This is a genomic window from Chryseobacterium sp. StRB126 (assembly GCF_000829375.1).
Taxonomy (GTDB): Bacteria; Bacteroidota; Bacteroidia; order Flavobacteriales; family Weeksellaceae; genus Chryseobacterium.
Genome location: NZ_AP014624.1, coordinates 1369655 through 1388286 on the forward strand (window position 1 = coordinate 1369655; position 18632 = coordinate 1388286).

17 protein-coding genes, 1 pseudogene and 1 riboswitch are annotated in these 18632 nt (G+C 36.5%); of the genes and pseudogenes, 3 read left to right on the forward strand and 15 right to left on the reverse strand.

All coding sequences use genetic code 11. The annotated features are described in order from the left end of the window. The first annotated feature begins 114 nt into the window (after positions 1-114). A complete protein-coding gene (locus CHSO_RS06225) occupies positions 115-2886 on the forward strand; it encodes a TonB-dependent receptor plug domain-containing protein (protein ID WP_045493710.1) in 2772 nt (923 codons plus the stop codon). Positions 2887-2983: 97 nt separating this feature from the next. On the opposite strand, the gene tenA is transcribed toward CHSO_RS06225, so the two are convergent. The 9 genes and pseudogenes from tenA to CHSO_RS06270 all read right to left on the reverse strand — a co-directional run bounded on the left by tenA (position 2984) and on the right by CHSO_RS06270 (position 11595). Next, positions 2984-3634, reverse strand: a complete 651-nt coding sequence (tenA, locus tag CHSO_RS06230; RefSeq protein WP_045493713.1) for a thiaminase II — start codon at positions 3632-3634, stop codon at positions 2984-2986. Then, positions 3621-4454, reverse strand: a complete 834-nt coding sequence (thiD, locus tag CHSO_RS06235) for a bifunctional hydroxymethylpyrimidine kinase/phosphomethylpyrimidine kinase (protein ID WP_045493714.1) — start codon at positions 4452-4454, stop codon at positions 3621-3623. The genes tenA and thiD overlap by 14 nt, the downstream gene beginning before the upstream one ends. Continuing rightward, a pseudogene (gene thiE, locus CHSO_RS06240) lies at positions 4451-5086 on the reverse strand (thiamine phosphate synthase). Before thiE ends, thiD begins: the two are co-directional and overlap by 4 nt. Beyond that, the gene (gene thiM / locus CHSO_RS06245; RefSeq protein ID WP_171817613.1) at positions 5083-5880 is read right to left on the reverse strand and encodes a hydroxyethylthiazole kinase; all 798 of its coding nucleotides are present in this window, start codon (positions 5878-5880) and stop codon (positions 5083-5085) included. Before thiM ends, thiE begins: the two are co-directional and overlap by 4 nt. 59 nt (positions 5881-5939) lie before the next feature. Further along, a riboswitch (TPP riboswitch) is annotated at positions 5940-6032 on the reverse strand. A 59-nt stretch (positions 6033-6091) separates the two neighbouring features. Beyond that, positions 6092-7933, reverse strand: coding sequence for a carbon starvation protein A (locus tag CHSO_RS06250; RefSeq protein ID WP_171817614.1), 1842 nt, complete (start codon positions 7931-7933; stop codon positions 6092-6094). A 193-nt stretch (positions 7934-8126) separates the two neighbouring features. Further along, positions 8127-9161 (reverse strand): alpha/beta hydrolase, encoded by a 1035-nt coding sequence (locus CHSO_RS06255; RefSeq protein WP_045493717.1) that lies wholly within the window; start codon positions 9159-9161, stop codon positions 8127-8129. Between the two features lie 21 nt (positions 9162-9182). Next, entirely contained in the window at positions 9183-9566 is a 384-nt protein-coding gene (locus CHSO_RS06260; protein ID WP_045493719.1) for a DUF3037 domain-containing protein, read from the reverse strand. Further along, entirely contained in the window at positions 9553-10326 is a 774-nt protein-coding gene (locus CHSO_RS06265) for a HipA family kinase (protein WP_045493721.1), read from the reverse strand. Before CHSO_RS06265 ends, CHSO_RS06260 begins: the two co-directional genes overlap by 14 nt. Positions 10327-10341: 15 nt before the next feature. Then, positions 10342-11595: a PKD domain-containing protein gene (locus CHSO_RS06270; protein WP_045493728.1), complete on the reverse strand. Its 1254-nt coding sequence runs from the start codon at positions 11593-11595 to the stop codon at positions 10342-10344. Between the two features lie 61 nt (positions 11596-11656). On the opposite strand from CHSO_RS06270, the gene CHSO_RS06275 reads away from it, so the two are divergent. Both CHSO_RS06275 and CHSO_RS06280 read left to right on the forward strand, forming a co-directional pair. Next, positions 11657-12499, forward strand: coding sequence for an alpha/beta hydrolase family protein (locus CHSO_RS06275; protein ID WP_045493730.1), 843 nt, complete (start codon positions 11657-11659; stop codon positions 12497-12499). A 93-nt stretch (positions 12500-12592) separates the two neighbouring features. Beyond that, positions 12593-13105, forward strand: coding sequence for a hypothetical protein (locus CHSO_RS06280; RefSeq protein ID WP_052480505.1), 513 nt, complete (start codon positions 12593-12595; stop codon positions 13103-13105). A 72-nt stretch (positions 13106-13177) separates the two neighbouring features. Here the strand turns inward: CHSO_RS06280 and CHSO_RS06285 are convergent, their stop codons facing one another. From CHSO_RS06285 to CHSO_RS06310, 6 genes are all read right to left on the reverse strand, one after another. After that, positions 13178-13999, reverse strand: a complete 822-nt coding sequence (locus CHSO_RS06285; RefSeq protein ID WP_045493732.1) for a flavin reductase family protein — start codon at positions 13997-13999, stop codon at positions 13178-13180. A 75-nt stretch (positions 14000-14074) separates the two neighbouring features. Continuing rightward, positions 14075-14482 carry a GxxExxY protein gene (locus tag CHSO_RS06290; protein WP_045493735.1) on the reverse strand — a complete coding sequence of 136 codons (408 nt, stop codon included), beginning with the start codon at positions 14480-14482 and terminating at the stop codon, positions 14075-14077. A gap of 36 nt (positions 14483-14518) precedes the next feature. After that, entirely contained in the window at positions 14519-15766 is a 1248-nt protein-coding gene (gene fahA, locus CHSO_RS06295; RefSeq protein WP_045493738.1) for a fumarylacetoacetase, read from the reverse strand. Positions 15767-15823: 57 nt separating this feature from the next. After that, the gene (locus CHSO_RS06300) at positions 15824-16285 is read right to left on the reverse strand and encodes a hypothetical protein (RefSeq protein WP_045493741.1); all 462 of its coding nucleotides are present in this window, start codon (positions 16283-16285) and stop codon (positions 15824-15826) included. A gap of 73 nt (positions 16286-16358) precedes the next feature. Then, complete coding sequence (gene hppD / locus CHSO_RS06305; RefSeq protein WP_045493744.1) at positions 16359-17489, reverse strand: 4-hydroxyphenylpyruvate dioxygenase; 1131 nt, start codon at positions 17487-17489, stop codon at positions 16359-16361. Between the two features lie 243 nt (positions 17490-17732). Then, positions 17733-18527, reverse strand: a complete 795-nt coding sequence (locus CHSO_RS06310; protein ID WP_045493747.1) for a hypothetical protein — start codon at positions 18525-18527, stop codon at positions 17733-17735. Positions 18528-18632 lie beyond the last annotated feature (105 nt).

An 18632-nucleotide genomic window follows, 5' to 3' on the forward strand; every position in this document is an offset into this window, starting at 1 on the left:
AAACGATTATCATTTTTTACAAAAACAAAGTCTATTGTTTTTGTAGACTAATAAATATATTTTACATTTGCATCTGCAAAAAACATAAATGTTTAATCAAATTGATGAAATGATATGAGTAATAAAAAGACTATTTTTTCAGCTTCTGTTTTATTTTTCCTTGGAGTATTTACCTATGGACAGGAAAAAGACAGTGTCAAAACCAAAAAAGACAGTGTTAATACCAATAATGTAGAAGAAGTTGTTATCCTGGGATCCAGAGCCGGAGCAAGATCGAAGGCAGACAGTCCGGTTCCTGTGGATGTATTCAATCTGAAGGAAGCTTCAGTGGTTCTTCCTCAGTCTAATATCGGACAAATATTAAATGCCATAGCACCCTCTTTTACCTCTACCATTCAAACCAATTCTGATGGAACCGACCATTTGGATCCAGCACAGTTAAGAGGTTTGGGACCGGATCAGGTTCTGGTATTGGTGAATGGGAAAAGAAGACATACCTCTGCATTAGTCAATGTAAACGGAACACCGGGAAGAGGAACAGTAGGAACGGATTTGAATGCCATTCCTTCTTTCGCTTTAAACAGAATAGAGGTCTTAAGAGATGGAGCCGCCGCACAATATGGTTCTGATGCGATTGCAGGTGTAATGAATCTTGAACTGAAAAGAGATACAGGAAAACTGGCCGGTCAGATCAGCTATGGCGGAAATTTAACCCCTACAGCTAACGACCATACCGGAAATTTTGACGGGCAGAATATTCAGTTAGACCTGAACTATGGTAATAAGATTGGAACTAAAGGTGGTTTCTTCAATATTACCTGGTCTTCCCAGTTCAGAAATCCTACCTACAGAGCCGGAACTGAAAATGCACCTATTTATAATGCTTATAATGCCATTGAACAGCGCGCTTTGAAAAACGGCGTAAATCTTTCTTCTCTTTTTACTGACATTGGAAACACCCCAAATTCTCAGCAAATTGTAAACTATATTCACCAATATGCACCAGAAGTAAGTTATTTTTCTCAGGAATTGCAAAATGCTATACAGGGTGCTAATTCTATTTCTGCTTTACAGAAAGTTTTGTCGGATCCAAACAGATTTACGACCAGTTATTTGAATTATATAACAGATCAGGAGCTTGCTTACAGAGGACAAACAAGAAAAGATTTCAATATGCAGGTAGGGCAGTCCAAGCTTAATAACCACCAGCTTTTCATTAATGCTGAGGTTCCTGTAAGTGATAACTGGAAAGTGTATACTTTTGGCGGATACAGTTTAAGACATGGGGTTTCCGGAGGATTCTACAGAAGACCGAGAGAAAACAGGACTTTTACAGGTTTATATCCCAATGGTTATCTTCCACAGATAGGAACTGATATACAGGATATTTCATTAGCTGCAGGAATCAAAGGAAAATGGGAAGGGTGGAATATTGATTTCAGTAATACTTTCGGACAGAATTCATTCACCTATAACATCCGTAATACAGGAAACACTTCTTTACGTTTTGCTTCCCCTAATGAATTTGATGCAGGTGGATTAAGGTTTACTCAAAATACCATCAACTTAGATTTCTCTAAAAAATATGATGTATTGGAGGGACTGAACGTAGCATTTGGAGGTGAACACCGTTTTGAAAACTTCAAAATGACGGCAGGGGAAGAAGCTTCTTATACTATATATGATGCTTTTGGAAATCCATGGAACAATACTACTCAAAGACCTACAGATTTCTTTGGGCAAGCTCTTCCGGGAGGTTCGCAGGTATTCAGTGGATTTAAACCTGAGAATGCGGTGAACAAAAACAGACAGTCTTTGGCGGCTTATGCAGATGTAGAGCTGAACTTTACGAATTGGTTGTTAGTAGATGCAGCTGCGAGATATGAAAATTATTCAGATTTCGGATCTACATTCAATTATAAACTGGCTTCAAGAATTAAAGTTGCTCCTAATTTTAATGTAAGATTTGCAGGATCGACCGGATTCAGAGCACCATCTATTCATCAAATCTATTATAATGTAACTTCTACTTTATTTACTGGTGGGCAACTTCTTGAAGTGGGAACTTACAGCAATGACTCACGATTGGCAGGACAGTTGAATATCCCCAAGCTGAAACAGGAAACCTCAAAATCTGCAAGTTTAGGATTTACTTATAAAATTCCATCCGTGAATTTGACCTTCACTGCTGATGGATATTTTACAAAAATTGATAACAGAATCATTCTTACCGATCAGTTCTTAAAAAAAGATGTACCTCTGGAAGCCCAGACAGAGTTTGAAAAATTAAATGTGAATGCCGCTCAGTTTTTCACCAACGCCATTGATACGGAAACAAAAGGGGTGGATATTGTTATTGCACATAACGCAAGATTTTCAGGTGTAAAACTGGATAATAACTTTGCGATCAATTTAAACCAGACTAAGCAGGTAGGAGAGATTCATTCAGCTGGATTATTAAAATCTCCGGTTCTTGAAAAGGTCTATTTCTCTGAAAAATCGAGAGTATACTTGGAAGAAGCTGTACCTAGAGTAAAAGCGAGTCTGTCTCACACGATTACATGGAAAGGAGCAAGTTTTTACCTGAGAAATACCTATTTCGGGAAAGTTACCGGAGCAGATGTTCTTGATGTGAATGGTGATGGTATCCTTGATCCTAGAGAGCACCAGACCATAGGCGATAAAATTATTACAGATCTTTCAGCGGCTTATCAGTTTACAAAAAATGTAGGATTAACGATAGGAGTGAACAACCTGTTTGATATTTATCCTACCAAAAATCTACCGGCTTCAAGTAATAATGATCAGTTTATTTACTCCCGTTCTACCTCACAGTTTGGACAGAACGGACGATATGTTTTCACAAGACTTAACTTCAATTTTTAATGAAGTTTTATACTTATAAAAAACGGAACCAATTTTTTGGTTCCGTTTTTTTATTAGTTGATGAGATCAAAAATGATTGGCGTAGCCAGTATATTCTTTACTCCCATCTTCTCAAATCATAAGCTGCTTCCCAAAAGTAATATTCCATTCTGGATGCAGCGATGAAGGCTTCTGTCATTTTTTTTCTGGTTTCTTCGGTGCTGTTTTCAGCTAATTGATCACAGATGGCAATAGCCTGGTCTACTGCAGCTGAAAATTCTTCTCCTGCATAAGTAGCGATCCATTTTTCATAAGGATTGTTCATCGTATTTTGAATCTCATAAATATAATTTCCAACTTCACGATAAATCCAGAAGCATGGAAGGACTGCTGCAACTGCAATTTCCACAGATTCCAATGCTGCGGTACTTCTCAGAAAATGAATGTAGTGATGGCAAGCCGGTTGTAAAACTCCTTTATCCACTAACCCAAAGTCTTTAAAGTAGGATTCATGAAGCGCATTTTCCACAACGATAGCATTTTCTGCAAAACGCATAAAGGCAAGTACATCTTCAAGATCAGGTATCTTTGCTGCAATAAGGGAAAGAGTTCTTCCAAAATGCTCCAGATATAAAGAATCCTGAGCCATATAAAAACGAAACTTTTCCTGTGGCAAACTACCATCGGATAATTCTTTGATGAAAGGCATATCAAGGATAGATTGATAATGTTTCTCTATAGCATTCCAGGTTTGTTCAGACCATTTCATTTTTGATGAGTTTTTGTGGGTTAAAAAAGTGATTCAGTGGCCCGTTTCCATGACCTGTTTGTACATCTGTCCCGCTTTCTATAGCTTTGTAGATATATTGCTGCCCAAGAGAAACGGCTTCGTACAAGGTTTTACCCTGAGCAATATATGAGGCAATAGCAGATGAAAGTGTACAGCCTGAACCGTGAGTATTATTGGTATTCAATTTCAGCGTTTCGAAAGAATGAAAATTCTCCTGTTCATCATAAAAGAGAGAGGTGATTGTTGAGGTCTCCTGATGCCCGCCTTTAAGAAGAATCGTTCTACAGCCTAGTTTTTTAATCCTAATTCCTGCGGTGTATAAATCTTCAAGAGTTTCTACTTTCATATCTGCTAAAATTGCGGCTTCATCCATATTGGGTGTGATGACATCTGCAATAGGAAACAACATTTCAGCGAGTGCTGTGATGGTTTCTTCTTCAATCAAACGATGCCCGCTGGTGGCAACCATGACAGGATCGAAAACAATAGGTATTTTAGGGTATTCGGCTAATGTGGAAACAATGGTTTCTACCAGCTGGGGAGTATGAACCATTCCAATTTTTATCGCACCAGGAACAATATCGTCGAGAATTGCTTTTATCTGATCAGCAACTGCTTCTACAGGAATAGGATATATTTTTTGTACTCCCTGGGTGTTTTGCACAGGCAAAGCCGTTAGTACGGAGGTGGAATAACATCCTAAAGCAGATGTCGTCTTAATATCCGCCTGAATACCGGCACCACCGCTTCCGTCGAAGCCCGCAATAGTTAAAACTGATGGGTATTTGTATTTTTTCATTTTACAATTTCATTTTTTAATTCATAAGCTGCTTTTTGAGGATCATCTGCACTGCATATAGCAGAAACTACGGCAATGCAGTCTGCTCCGGCATTGATAACAGCTTTTGCATTTTCCAGGTGAATATTACCTATGGCTACCAAAGGTTTTTCTGTAAGTTGTCTGATTTGGGAAATACCTTCCAGTCCTCATTCTGTAATAGTATCTGTTTTAGTTTTTGTTCTAAAAACAGGGCTTATTCCCAGGTAATCTGCCACTGCAGATTGTTCATTGTCGAGCTGAGCCAGATGTTCTATTGAGTAACCAATCATTTTATTCCTGATCAAAGGACGCTGTCTCAGATTCAGAGGAGCTGCATCGCTGTTGCCAACATGTATTCCTGCTGAATTTACTTTTTCAGTAACGGTGATATTATCATTAATAATAAGTGGAATGCCATATTTATTGGTAATTTCAATAAGCTGCAAAGCTTTTTGAAGGAATACTTCAGGACTATCTTTTTTTTCGCGAAGCTGTATCATATCAACACCACCTAATATGGCCTGTTCTGCGACTTCCAGAAAGTTTTTTCCCATACAGTCTTCTTCAGAAATTACCAGATATAATGAGTAAGGGAAAGGATTTACATTCATGATTTTTCTATTTTTAAATGGCTTATAAATTCTTCTTCAGTCATATTATATAGCTTATCAATCAAATTGACCTGAAGACTTCCGGGGCCTTTACTTTCACGAACAGCCAGTTCACCTGCTATTCCTAATAATGACATGACCGCAGCAATACCTGCTGCTTTATCTTCAGCAACGGCAATAAATGCTCCTGCTAATGCACTTGCAGAACATCCCAGCCCCGTTACTTTGGTCATAAGGGAATGTCCGTTTTTAATTTGTATAGATTGATTTGGGCTAAGAATAATATCTGTTTCACCAGAGATACACACAATGGTATTATATTGTTGAACCAGGATTTGTGCAGCTTCCACGGCATCATTACTTTCTGCTGTGCTGTCTACCCCTTTGGTGACTGTTGTATTGATTTTAGCAAGAGCAATAATTTCAGAAGCATTGCCTCTGATTACGGTAGGATGAAATTGTAACAGTTGATGTAAAATCTGATCACGGAATGAAGTTGCTCCTGCTCCCACAGGATCCAGTACCCAGGGCTTATGAATGGCATTCGCTGTTTCTGCGGCCATCAGCATAGACTCAGACCAATATTCATCCAGAGTGCCGATATTAATAACCACAGAATGAGCTATATTAATCATTTCCCGGATTTCTGATTTGGCATGTGCCATAATAGGAGAAGCTCCTGCAGCCAAAAGAGCATTGGCTGTATTGTTCATCACTACATAATTGGTAATATTGTGAACAAGAGGAGATTTTTGTCGTACAAGCTGAACTTGTTGCCAGAGATTTTTTTCCATTGTTATTATTAAAATAAAAATAGCTTTAGGAAAAAATCCGGAACAAAAGACATAAGAAATCATGTCATTTTGCTTTTCCCTACGTCGGTGTAAGCCGTATCAGGTTCAAAGGGACTCTCTCAATTCTTTACAGAATACCCCTAAAGCAAAACAAATGTATAAAAATTATCAAAGGAAGCAAAAACCTTTAGCAGATTTTGCAGAAAACACATTATCTTTCAACCAGCTCTTTCACTGGTTCTCCATAATGGTCAATCTCTGTTGTGTTAATTTGCAGCAACTGATACCACTTTCTGAACGCTCCTATAAATACAATCAGCATAAGGACCATTGCGGTTACCGCTAATGCAGCAAGTAGATACTGCCCTTTGGGAATATAAATAGAGGTTACCTGAATATAACCGGCCCAGAATGTAATTCCGGCCATAAAAACTCCGGGAACAGCTGAGCATAATGCATATTTTCCTCTGTTCATCCTAATCAGCATCGTTGTACAGACAATAAGCCCACAGGCAGCCAATAGCTGATTACTGATTCCGAATAACGGCCAAATGCTGTTCACATTTCCTGTATATACTAGATATCCCCAGGCAAAAGTGAAAAGAAGACTACTGATAATAATTCCCGGGATCCAGTTTTTATCATTAAATTTTGGAACTACAGAACCCAGCATTTCCTGCAGAAAAAAGCGGCCAACTCTTGTTCCCGCATCAATGGCGGTAAGGATAAAGACGGCCTCAAACATGATCGCAAAATTATACCAATAGGCTGTAAGCTGATCCATATAAGGGATTTTATTAAAGATATGGGCCATCCCGACAGCCAGAGATACTGCACCACCGGTTCTGCCATAAAGGTCAATTCCTATTTTCTGTGAATAATAATCTATATCTACTCCATGTAGAGAAGGATGTGTTGCGAGAAATGAGTCATAAGCTTCTTTAGGGGTATTGATGGCAAAATAATCACCTGGCATTAGCGTACAGGCTGCAATAAGTGCCATCAATGCCACAAAACCTTCTACAAGCATAGCTCCATATCCTACAAAAAGAATTTCTCTTTCTTTATTAAGCATTTTCGGAGTAGTACCCGTAGCAATTACAGCATGAAATCCTGAAATAGCTCCACAGGCAATAACAATAAAAATAAAAGGAAGTACCGGCCCGCCAATAATAGGTCCGCCGCCATTTACAAAAGCTGTGATAGCAGGCATCTGTACAGTAGGATGAATAACAATTACCCCGATAGCCAACATAATAATAGTACCTATTTTTAAATAGGTAGAAAGATAATCTCTTGGAACTAAAAGAAGCCATACCGGTAATACAGAAGCTATAAAACCATATAATGGAATGGCAATGGAAATTGTTTTAATATTCCATGAAAATAAATTATTCATGGTTGGATTCTGCATTAGCCCATGACCACCAATAATCCCGGCAATTAACAGAATTCCGCCTAAGATACTTGCAAACAGAACACTGTTCTTTTTATAACGCATAATCAGGCCCATAATGATCGCAATAGGCATTGTAATGACTACTGTGAAAAGAGACCAGGAAGCTTCATGCATAGCATTGATACACGCCAGAGATAAACCTGCCAATGTAAGAACCAGAATAAAGAGTATGGCAAAACCTGCTACAGTTCCGGTTGCTTTTCCAATTTCTTTAGAGGCAATAGTAGCAAGACTTTGTCCTTTATGTCTTACAGAAGCAAACAGGACCACCATATCATGAACTCCACCTCCCAATACGCAACCTATCAATATCCATAGTGCCCCGGGAAGATATCCGAACTGTGCTGCAAGAACAGGCCCTACTAATGGTCCGGCAGCAGCAATAGCTGCAAAATGATGTCCAAAGAGTACATTTTTATTAGTAGCAACATAATCTTTACCATCTGCAAATTCTACCGCAGGGGTCACATTCTGATCGTTAAGCCTGAGTACTTTATTAGCTATAAAAATACCATAGAAGCGGTAAGCTATCGTAAAAATAAGAACAGATACAAATATGAGGGTAAGAGCATTGATATTATTTAGAGAATCCATATTGCTTATTTTTTTAATGAATAATTAATTGAAATACTGTTTTTGTTATGAATAACTTAAACAATAGCCAAGGTAATTATTTTTCAGGTAAAAAATATTAATATATATATCAATCTAGCATATTTGTTGTTTTGTTTTTATTTAAATATTTAATTTACAGTGTTTTGTGTTTAATTATATTGAATAATGTATATTACTTTTTCTGTGAAATAATAAAGTCCACCATCTGATCTGTCATTTTATCCAGAGTATCTTTATCTGTAGTAGAAAAGCTGTGAACACCTTTATCAATAACCAGTAAAGAAGTTTCAATATTGGCCCGTTTTAATTTTCTGTATAATTTTTTTGACTGGCTTAAAGGAACTATTTTATCCTGATTCCCCTGAACAATTAAAGTAGGAACAGCAGTTGAAGTATAATTAACAGGAGATATGGTTTTTAAATATTCTGTGGCTCCATCCTGATCTTTATTCAGATCATAACCGGAAATACCCTTTACAAGCCCTTGTTGTAGATCAACGATCTTTTTTGAAATCATTTTCACCAGAGAAACTGGAATTGTTCCTAACTTGGTATGAAAAAGCTTATTCAAATCAGCCGGTCCATAGTGGTCTATTACATAATTAACTTTTGCAGAATAAGGCGAAAGTTCAGGGCTTCCCTTAAAAGTATTGTCTGGAGAATATGCGGCCATTAATGAAAGATGTGCTCCCGCAGAAGCCCCGAAAAGCCCAATGTTATTGGTGTCAAAATTATACTTTTCAGCATTTTTTCTAACCCATCTTACGGCATCCTTAGTATCTTCCAAAGGCAAAGGGAAATGGGTATTCTTATTAAGAAGTGTATAATTGATACTGATGATAGCATACTGTCTGGTGGTGAGTTTTTTGATGGTATTTTCAACGTAATTATCTGCATGAATTTCTTTATTACCTTCTATCCAACCTCCGCCATGAACATAGATCAGTACGGGAATTTTTTCAACAGAAACATTTTTCGGCATATAAAGATCCAGTGTAATGGAGTCTCCCTTTTTGCTGATTTTGTATACAATGTTTTCGGTAAGTGCTGTGATTTCAGGAAGAAGAGAGCTTTTTATACGCTTAACCTGGGTAGGTGCGTGTGAAAATGTTTGTGAAAAAAATAAACCGGAAACGCTTAAAAATAAAATAAAAAACAGGTTTGTGAAAAACCTGTTAATTGATATGTTGTTTATAGATGATTGCATAAAATTTTTAAAAGGAAATTATTACTTTACTAACTCTTCAAAAAGTTTACCAAAAGTAATATTCAGATCCTTAGATTTCCCCGGATGAGGTCTGGAAGTTTGCACAACGGCACTTCTTACAGCCGTTAGCCAACGGAAACGCTCTGGAATTTCAAGAAGGGCAATAGGCCCGCCATCTTTATCTCCATTCGCTATTTTCTGAAAACTTTCAAGGTTTTGAATAATATCATCATAATCCAGTTTACTGTGCATCAGCTTGAATTTATCAGGACATAAATAGAATTCTACCCGAATGAATTTCTCCTTTTTAGAAAACATAACCAATCCTATATTGAAAAATTCTTCTCTTTCAACTTTTGGCACCAAGCGTATTACCGCATATTCATATATTTTATCCTCTTGCATTTTTGGCTTCGTTTACAAAGATTTGAGAATTTTCTAGTCTGGTTTTCAAAAATTGAAAATAAATTTCACGGATCTCATCAGGTGTTTCATCTGCATCATTCCAATGTAACCAATCTTCAGGAATAGCATTGACAATATCTCTGAAAAGCGTTTCATTCAGTATTTCATGAGCAAACTTATCTGCTTCATCAAGTTTGCTGGCTTTTGGAAGAAGAACATGGTCTTTCACATATTTGAACGGAGTCTTTGCCGCAGCATCAAAATTTTGCCATGAATGATGGAAATAGAACGAAGCTCCATTATCAATAATCCAAAGTTCCTTATGCCACATCAGCATATTCGTATTCTTAAAGGTACGGTCAATATTGGTAATGAAAGCATCCAGCCATACTATTTTTGAAGCCAGAAGCGGATCAACACTCACTCCGGGATCATAAGTGATGGAACCTGACAGATAGTGCAAACCAAGATTCAAACCCTCGGAATATTTTAATAAATCCTGTATTTCTTCATCTGCTTCTGTCCTTCCAAAGTCTGCATCAAGATTAATAAAAACCAGTTCAGGAATCTTTAATCCCAAAGCTTCTGTAATCTTTCCCCCTAAAAATTCGGAGATTAGCATTTTAACTCCATGACCTGCGCCACGGAATTTTAAGACATATTTAAAATCATCATCAGCTTCTGCCAGAGCAGGAAGTGAACCTCCCTCTCTCAATGGCAGAATGTAACGCATCACAGTTACCGTTCTTAAATTCTGCATGAAGCAAAAATAAGGTTATTTTTTTATAATTTTTTTAATGAATTCTTTTTCTCCTGTTTTATATTTTAAAAAATAAACTCCGACAGACAAATGATGGAGCTGTACTGTATAACCGGAATTGGTCTTATTCATTTGATAAGATATTATCCTTCCACTGGCATCGGTAAGTGAGAGAATCTCTGTTTTCTTTTTGGTGATAATGTTAATATTGTCCTGTGTAGGATTAGGGTAAATCTGAATCGGATCTTCAATGTCTGAATCCTTTGTTCCTAAATTGCCAACTGTTATCAGTTTTGTCTTGGTAGTATTTGAGCTGCATGAATTACTGGTTAGTTTTACCTGATAATCTCCCGGAGCATTGTAAGTATGTTCAGGGTTTTCCAGTGTGGAAGTTGTACCATCTCCGAAATCCCATAAATAAGTGGTAGCATTTTTTGTTTTATTAGTGAACTTAATGGTATGGGTACTGGTAGCCTGATAGGTAAACCTGCTGTGTACATCATTGGAAGGGATATTCCAGGTATCCATTGCATTATACACAACTGTTTTTACAGTATTTTTTATAAGCTGTGCTTGTTCCGCAGTAAGTGTTCCATTATAAGAAACGAGAGTTGGATCCTTTTTAAATATTACCGTATAGAATGTATAAGCGGCTATCATGGAACCAATATAACTAGGGTGTGATTCATCCAAATTATAAAGCTCCAAAGCTGGATTTTGTTCTCTTATCGCTCTCCAGACCTTGCCAACAGGAGAAAGTATTGCTTCATTGTCCTTTGCCATTTCTATATAATGTTTGGAGATCAGATCATCCATTCCTTCATAGGTGCAAACAGAAGGCTGTACAGAGCAACGTGAAGCATCTCCGTTTTTACGGCCCCAGGTCATGTAGAAAATAACATTGCCACAGCCATTGGTATTCTTTACAAGGTCAGAAAGCTGAGCAGCATAAGGATATACCTGAGTTTGAACCTGCTGATCTGTAAGAGAAGGAAGTTGGCTCTGTTCCTGCAATACTACATAATCCCAGTTTCCTTGTATAAGGGTAGCAATAGTAGTACTGTTTATATGCTGCTGAAGAGTAGACCCTCCCGGAGTCTGGCTTTGGTGTTCCAGAATATCCCCTGTAGATTCGGCTATATCTTGAACCAACACTGGTAAGTCATTAAAATAGGTATAACTGTTCCCAATAAAGAATACTTTTTTGGTGATCTGGCTAAAGGCAGCAGAAAAGACAATTAAAAATAAAAAGAGTAGAGTTTTTTTCATAAATTTCAATTAAAATTAGTATTCTAAATATAAAGAATATTGAATAAAAGCCAATTATTTTATGAATTTGATTAGTGAAAAGAATATTTATTTAGAAAATAAAGAAACAAAAGGTTTTCTTGCTGATGCTTTTTACAATGACACTCAAAAAAAACTGCCTTTGGTTATCTTTGTTCATGGCTATAAAGGCTATAAAGATTGGGGTGCATGGGATTTAATGGCCCAAAAGTTTGCTGAAGCCGGGTTTTTCTTTGTGAAGTTTAATTTTTCTCACAACGGAACAACGGTAGATGATCTTCATCATTTTGCTGATTTAGAGGCTTTCGGAAATAACAATTACTCCAAAGAATTATCTGATCTTGGGGTGGTTATTGATCATTTTATTCAAAATCCACACATAGATCAGGAAAAGGTTATTCTGATGGGCCATAGCAGGGGAGGAGGAATTTCTATTGTGAAAACCTTTGAGGATGAAAGAATCAACGGATTGATTACATTGGCCAGTGTAGATACATTGGACCGCTTTCCAACAGGTGATTTTTTTGAAAATTGGAAAAAAGAAGGTGTTTACTATGCTTTAAACGGACGTACAAAACAAGAAATGCCCCATTACTACCAGTTTTATGAAGATTATGAAAAGAATATACATCGTTTTGACGTAGAACTTGCAGCAGAAATGGCTAAGGCTTACATGTTGATTATCCATGGAACGGAAGATGAAGCAGTAGAGGTAAAGCATGCAGAGCATCTTCATATCCTGAATCCGAATTCAGAGCTTTTCCTTATCGAAAAAGGAAATCATACCTTTGGAGCGAAGGAACCCTGGAATGATTCTGATTTGCCGGAAGATCTTAACACGGTAACAGAAAAATGTATTGATTTTTTAATTAAAAATATAAAATAGAGAACTGTTGTTATTGAGCTCTAAAATAAAAGATTTAAAATAAAACGATTAGAATTTTGTTTTAATACATTAATCACCATACTAAATATCATTATGAAAAAAGTTATTATGGGCGCATTGGCGCTGTCGCTATTGGGAACTGTTATTTCCTGTAAAAAAGAAACCAAAACACAATCTTCTGAAAACACAGACACATTAGCTACAGTGCAGGCAAAAGACTCTGCTGTAGCTCCAAAGACGGATTCAGTGAAAGCTACAGCTTCTGCAGCAGCTACCATTGAAATCATCACCAAAAATGAAGAAAAATATCCTCATGATATCAAATTATTTGAAGATAAAAACTTTGCTGGAAGAGTGAAAAAACTGGTTGGAAAAGAATATGATGTGATGCTGAAAAATTTCAATGTGGAGGGTCCTATTGTATCTGATAATGGGATTTATAAACTTCATGGATGTAAACAGCATGATTGCCCGGGATATGCAACGTACATTTATTATGACTCTAAAAATGATAACCTGAATGTTTCCATTGATAAAGACAGTAAAATAACGGATTTTGCAGAAAAAGGAAAAATCACAGTGTCAGAGGCTTTGAAAACGAAATAAAACATTTTAGATTATTATAAAATATAAAAAGGAGTGAAATTTTCACTCCTTTTTGTATTGAATCGATTGAGATTATTTAATTAAAATCTTCCAGGCTTCTTCAATATTACTTTCCAACAAGAGTTTTTGAGCATCCTGATGAGTCTTTTCATCTGAATAATATTCTCCGGAAGGGAGAATTTCGACATTCGCCAGCATTCCTAAATCATTTCCTGTAAATACCTTGCTGTATTTGATCGCATCCGGTAAAAGATCGAAACCAATTCCTTTTGTTACCAAAGGTTTAGGAACTTCAAAAAGACTGTTCTCATTACTTCTGGAATACCAGTTGCTGCCTAAACGGGCTACCATATCCAGTTTTTGCTGATCTAAGTTCCCTGCCTCATTCAAATATTCTTCTCTGATATGAATCTTCTGAACTTCACAGATTACCAGATTTCCTGCTCCTCCCTGATCTCCCAATGATTTTACTTCTAAAACTTTACATTCAAAGTTTACAGGGCATTCTTCAATAAGTTTAGGTTTCACAAGATCTGCTTCTTTCATCGTAAGACCAGACTTTACAAACTCATTCACTCCGGTTTCATATTCTGTAGAAGCTAAAGAAATCTGCTGTACAATTGGAAAGTTTACTGTTCCAATTACAACTTCCGGTACTTCCAATACATTTTCAAGGGTATGTTTTGTGGTATTATCACGCACTCTCCTTGATGGGGAAAAGATCAGAATCGGGGGAACCGTACTGAACATATTGAAAAAGCTGAATGGAGATAAGTTATGATTACCGTCTTTATCCACCGTAGAAGCCAATGCAATAGGACGTGGTGAAACGGCGGTCTGCATAATGGTTTGAAGCTGTACCGGGGTTAGCTCGGAAGGTATTACTGTTTTCATATTTTATAGTTACAAAATTATATAACCACAAAAGTCACAAAAGTTTTTTAAGTAAATATTATTAATCTTTAAAGCTCAAAAAAGCATGTCGTAATATTTGTTGACAAAAGTTTCCTGTCCGTCATGATAAAGATTTTTTACATTAAAATTCACCAGGATGCCTTTAGGCTTCTTCATTAAGTTGATATAGTTTAAAAGTTGAGCCCGATGAATATCATTTAATTGAACGACTGATTTCAGTTCAATGACAATTAAATCTTCCACTAAAAAATCGCAAAAAAAATCACATTCAATTTCTTTTCCTTTATAATTTACAGGAACTTTCAACTCAGATTTATAATTAATATTTCTTAATTTGAATTCTTCTTCTAGGCATTTATGGTATACGTTTTCTAATAAACCGGCGCCCAGAATTTTGTGAACTTCTATGCAGGCGCCGTTTATCTTATAGGTCAAATCAGTTAAATATGACTGTGTAATCATAAATTCTTTTGTGACTTTTGTGGTTAAATTCTATTTTTAAAGTGTTGGGATAATTTTTCCGGAAACTTCACCGAAACCTACTCTCATCCCATCTTTTTCAGCCCAAGCCTTCATGGTAACCGTATCATTATCTTCAATGAATTTTCTTTCTTCACCATTGCTTAATGATAAAGGATTTTGGCCTCTCCATGTCAACTCAAGCATAGAACCAAAAGATTTTGGGTCACTTCCTGAGATTGTTCCACTCGCATACATATCACCCACTTCTACGTTACATCCATTTATTGTATGGTGAGCCAGTTGCTGAGTCATGTTCCAGTACATATGTTTGTAATTGCTTTCGCAGATTAGGTTTTGCTCTCCGTTTTCAGGTTGAATGTAAACTTCAAGGTTGATATCGTAGTTTTTGTTACCTTCAAATTTTAAATAATCTAAAACTTCAGGATCCTGTGCAGGAGAAGCTGTTTTGAATGGTTCGAGAGCTTCAAGAGTAACGACCCATGGAGAAATAGATGAACCAAAGTTTTTCGCAAGGAATGGCCCTAGCGGAACATATTCCCAAGATTGAATATCTCTTGCAGACCAGTCGTTGAATATCACCATTCCGAAGATCGCATCTTCTGCATCTTGAGTAGAAATACTTTCTCCCATCTCCGTATTTTTATTGATGATGAAAGCCATTTCCAGTTCAAAATCTAATTGCTTGGAAGGTCCGAAAACTGGTTTATCAGCATCAACAGGTTTTGTCTGACCTTTTGGACGGTTGATTTCTGTTCCCGAAACAACGATAGAGGAAGCTCTTCCATGGTAGCCTACCGGTAAATGTTTCCAGTTAGGTAATAAGGCGTTGGCAGGATCACGGAACATTTTTCCTACATTGGTAGCATGTTCAATGCTGCTGTAGAAGTCCGTATAGTTTGGTATGTGAACGGGCATCATCATTTTTACCTTGTCAAGGTCATAGAATGCCTCTTCAATTGTTTTTTGGTCTTTTGATAATGTTGAACCTTCCTGTAATAATGCTTGGATTTTTGTACGAACTGCATTGGTAACAGGTTTGCCCAATTCGATAAATTCATTGATCGTGTAGGCTTCAAAAACATTGTCGTCCAATCCTTCAATGTCTTCAAAATAGCCAAGATCATGAAGGGTGGCAAGATCAATAACCTGATCTCCGATTCTTGTGCAGCATCCGATATATTCTTTGTTGAATACTGCCACTCCGAAAGGAATATTGTGTATAGAAAAATCCGAGTTTGAGGAATAGTCTACAAATGATTTCATAAGTTTAGATTTTAGTTAGATTAAAATATCATCCTGAGAAACTTTCCCCTAAGATGTTTATTTTGCCTTTTTTGAGTAGGAAGCTTCATCAATCCACCGATCTCTGGTATTAACATCAATGAGATAGAGAATGTTGTCCTGTTGAGTAAGCAATAGCGTTTTGGTGACAGGCATTGGAATTTTCTTGCCCTCAAGTACATCTGCCCTTAAGGAAATGATGTTCTTTTTTCTGACAATATCACCGGTAAAGACATTGGAACTGCTTTCTCCAGTAGCTTTATCATCAAAAACCTCCACATACGTTGCATTATTCCCTTTGATAACAATAAAATCTCTTTCCGTATGGTCTGCCTCATCTTTAATGAAGACAAACTTTTTGTTGTCTATATTTACCTTTTCAAGATTCTGATTGATCCCTTTTCTTGCTTCAAGTCGGTCCAGAATTGCATTCAAGGAACCATATTGTGCTTTTAGACCTAAGGTTCCAAAGAATAAAATTCCAATTAAAAGTTTTCTCATTATGCTGTGTTTTATAAAAAAGTTTTGTCAGAACCCTGCATCCTGACAAAACTTAGTATTTTTGGTTGTAAAATTAAAGATTTCCTCTTCTTTCCTGTTCTCTTTCTAATGCTTCGAACAAAGCTTTGAAGTTTCCGGCACCAAAACTCTGTGCACCATGTCTTTCAATGATTTCGAAGAATAGAGTAGGACGGTCTTCTACAGGCTTCGTAAAGATCTGTAACAGATATCCTTCTTCATCATGATCAATAAGTATACCTAAGTCCTGAAGTTTTTTAAGATCTTCATCAATATGACCAACTCTTTCAGGAACCATGTCATAATAAGCCTCTGGCGGAGCAGAAAGGAATTCTACACCACGTTTTTTAAGTTCAGTGACGGTGTGGATGATATCTTTTGTTGCTACAGCGATGTGCTGTACACCTTCTCCCTCGTAGAAATCAAGATATTCTTCTACCTGAGATTTCTTTTTACCTTCTGCAGGCTCGTTGATAGGGAATTTTGCATACCCGTTTCCGTTAGACATTACTTTAGACATCAATGCAGAATATTCTGTGTTGATCTGCTTATCATCAAACGAAAGGATGTTTACAAATCCCATTACTTTTTCATACCATTCTACAGTAGGAATCATTCTGTTCCAGTCTACGTTTCCTACGCAGTGGTCTACATACAATAAACCAGCTTCCTCAGGCTTGTAGTCGCTTTCCCATTTTTCATACCCGGGCATAAAAGCTCCGTTGTAATTTTTTCTTTCTATAAACATGTGAACAGTTTCTCCGTATGTATAAATTCCGGACATTCTTACTTCACCTTGCTCATCAGTTAAAGTTATTGGCTCTAAATAAGGTTTCCCACCTCTTTTAGTAGTTTCTTCGAAAGCTGCATACGCGTCATCTACCCAAAGTGCCAAAATTTTTACTCCGTCACCATGTTTTTTTACGTGTTCGCTGATAAGAGAGTCAGATTTAAGACCTGTCGTAAGTACCAATCTGATTTTTCCCTGTTGAAGCACATAAGATGCGCGGTCTCTCACTCCTGTTTCGGGACCCGCATATGCTACAGACTGAAAACCGAAAGCGGTTTTATAATAATGGGCAGCCTGTTTTGCATTTCCTACATAAAACTCAATATAATCTGTACCGTTAATCGGTAAGAAATTTTCTGCTTGAGCAATTTTCTCGGCAAATGTAAGTGTTGACATATTTTCTCTTTTACTTTTATTTTATTGGTATGCAAATTACAAAATTCTTGGATATAGCGAAAATATTACGGCCTATTCATTGAATATATTTAACATAAAGTTCAAGAAGTGTTCACTTAAGTATATTTAAGTTTCTTAAGTTTGAAATAAGCTGCCTACATTTGTAATACAAAAAACAAGTGAGAAAAAAATATTTCGAACATGAAAGCCGCAGAGATTATCTGCGGCTTTCTTATTTTACTTTTATACTGTGGTTTCCAGCTTTCTGTTAAGCATTCCTGCATCTGGATTGTAATTGTCCCAGATCTTCCAGGTATTATCTATTTTTTTAAAGAAGTAAATCTGTGTACTGAGTTGGTTGACAAAGTGTTCTTCTCCGGTTTTACCTACTTTGAATAACAGATTCCAGAATTCCTGAGATTCCAGTATTTTTTTATCCGGTTCATCAGTAACGATATGGATATCAAATACTTCATAATTGGAACGATTATTCTTGGTTACCAGCTGAAAATCTTTGTCACAAAGCTCTTTACTGAACTGTGAAATTCTTTCTAAAAACGGAGAATCATCAAATACCAGATCCTTGAAAAGTTCGGTATTATGATTGGGAAACTGCTTACAGAATTCAAAAGCCTTTGTACAATATTCATATACTAACGTGGCCATAAATGACAAATCATCAGTTTCATCCTGATCTTTCTTTTTATGCCTTATAGAAAGGATATAGTCATTGAGATCTTTGTAGCCCAGAAAAATGCATATTTTATCCAGTGTTTTTAAGAATCTTAAATCACTGTGAGTTTTGTCCTGATAATCGTTTTCAAAAAAACGCTGTAAGGTAACGTGTGAAATCGTAGTCCCAATTTCAAATTTTTTACCACCTTTAAGTTCTTCAGCATTAGAAAGTTCATCTTTAATAATTTCGGAAAGAATAATATAATGGCTTCTTTTCCATTCATTCACATTCCCCAAAACAGAATTCCTTACCTTCGAATGCTTTACCACTTCTTCTCGTATCGAATTATATATAGTCTTCAATTTCCTTGTTTTAGAAAGATTTTTATCAAAAATACTGCCAAAATATTAGGGCTTTTTTATGATTTCTTGGTATAAGTTAAAGATATATTTTTAAATTCTAAATAA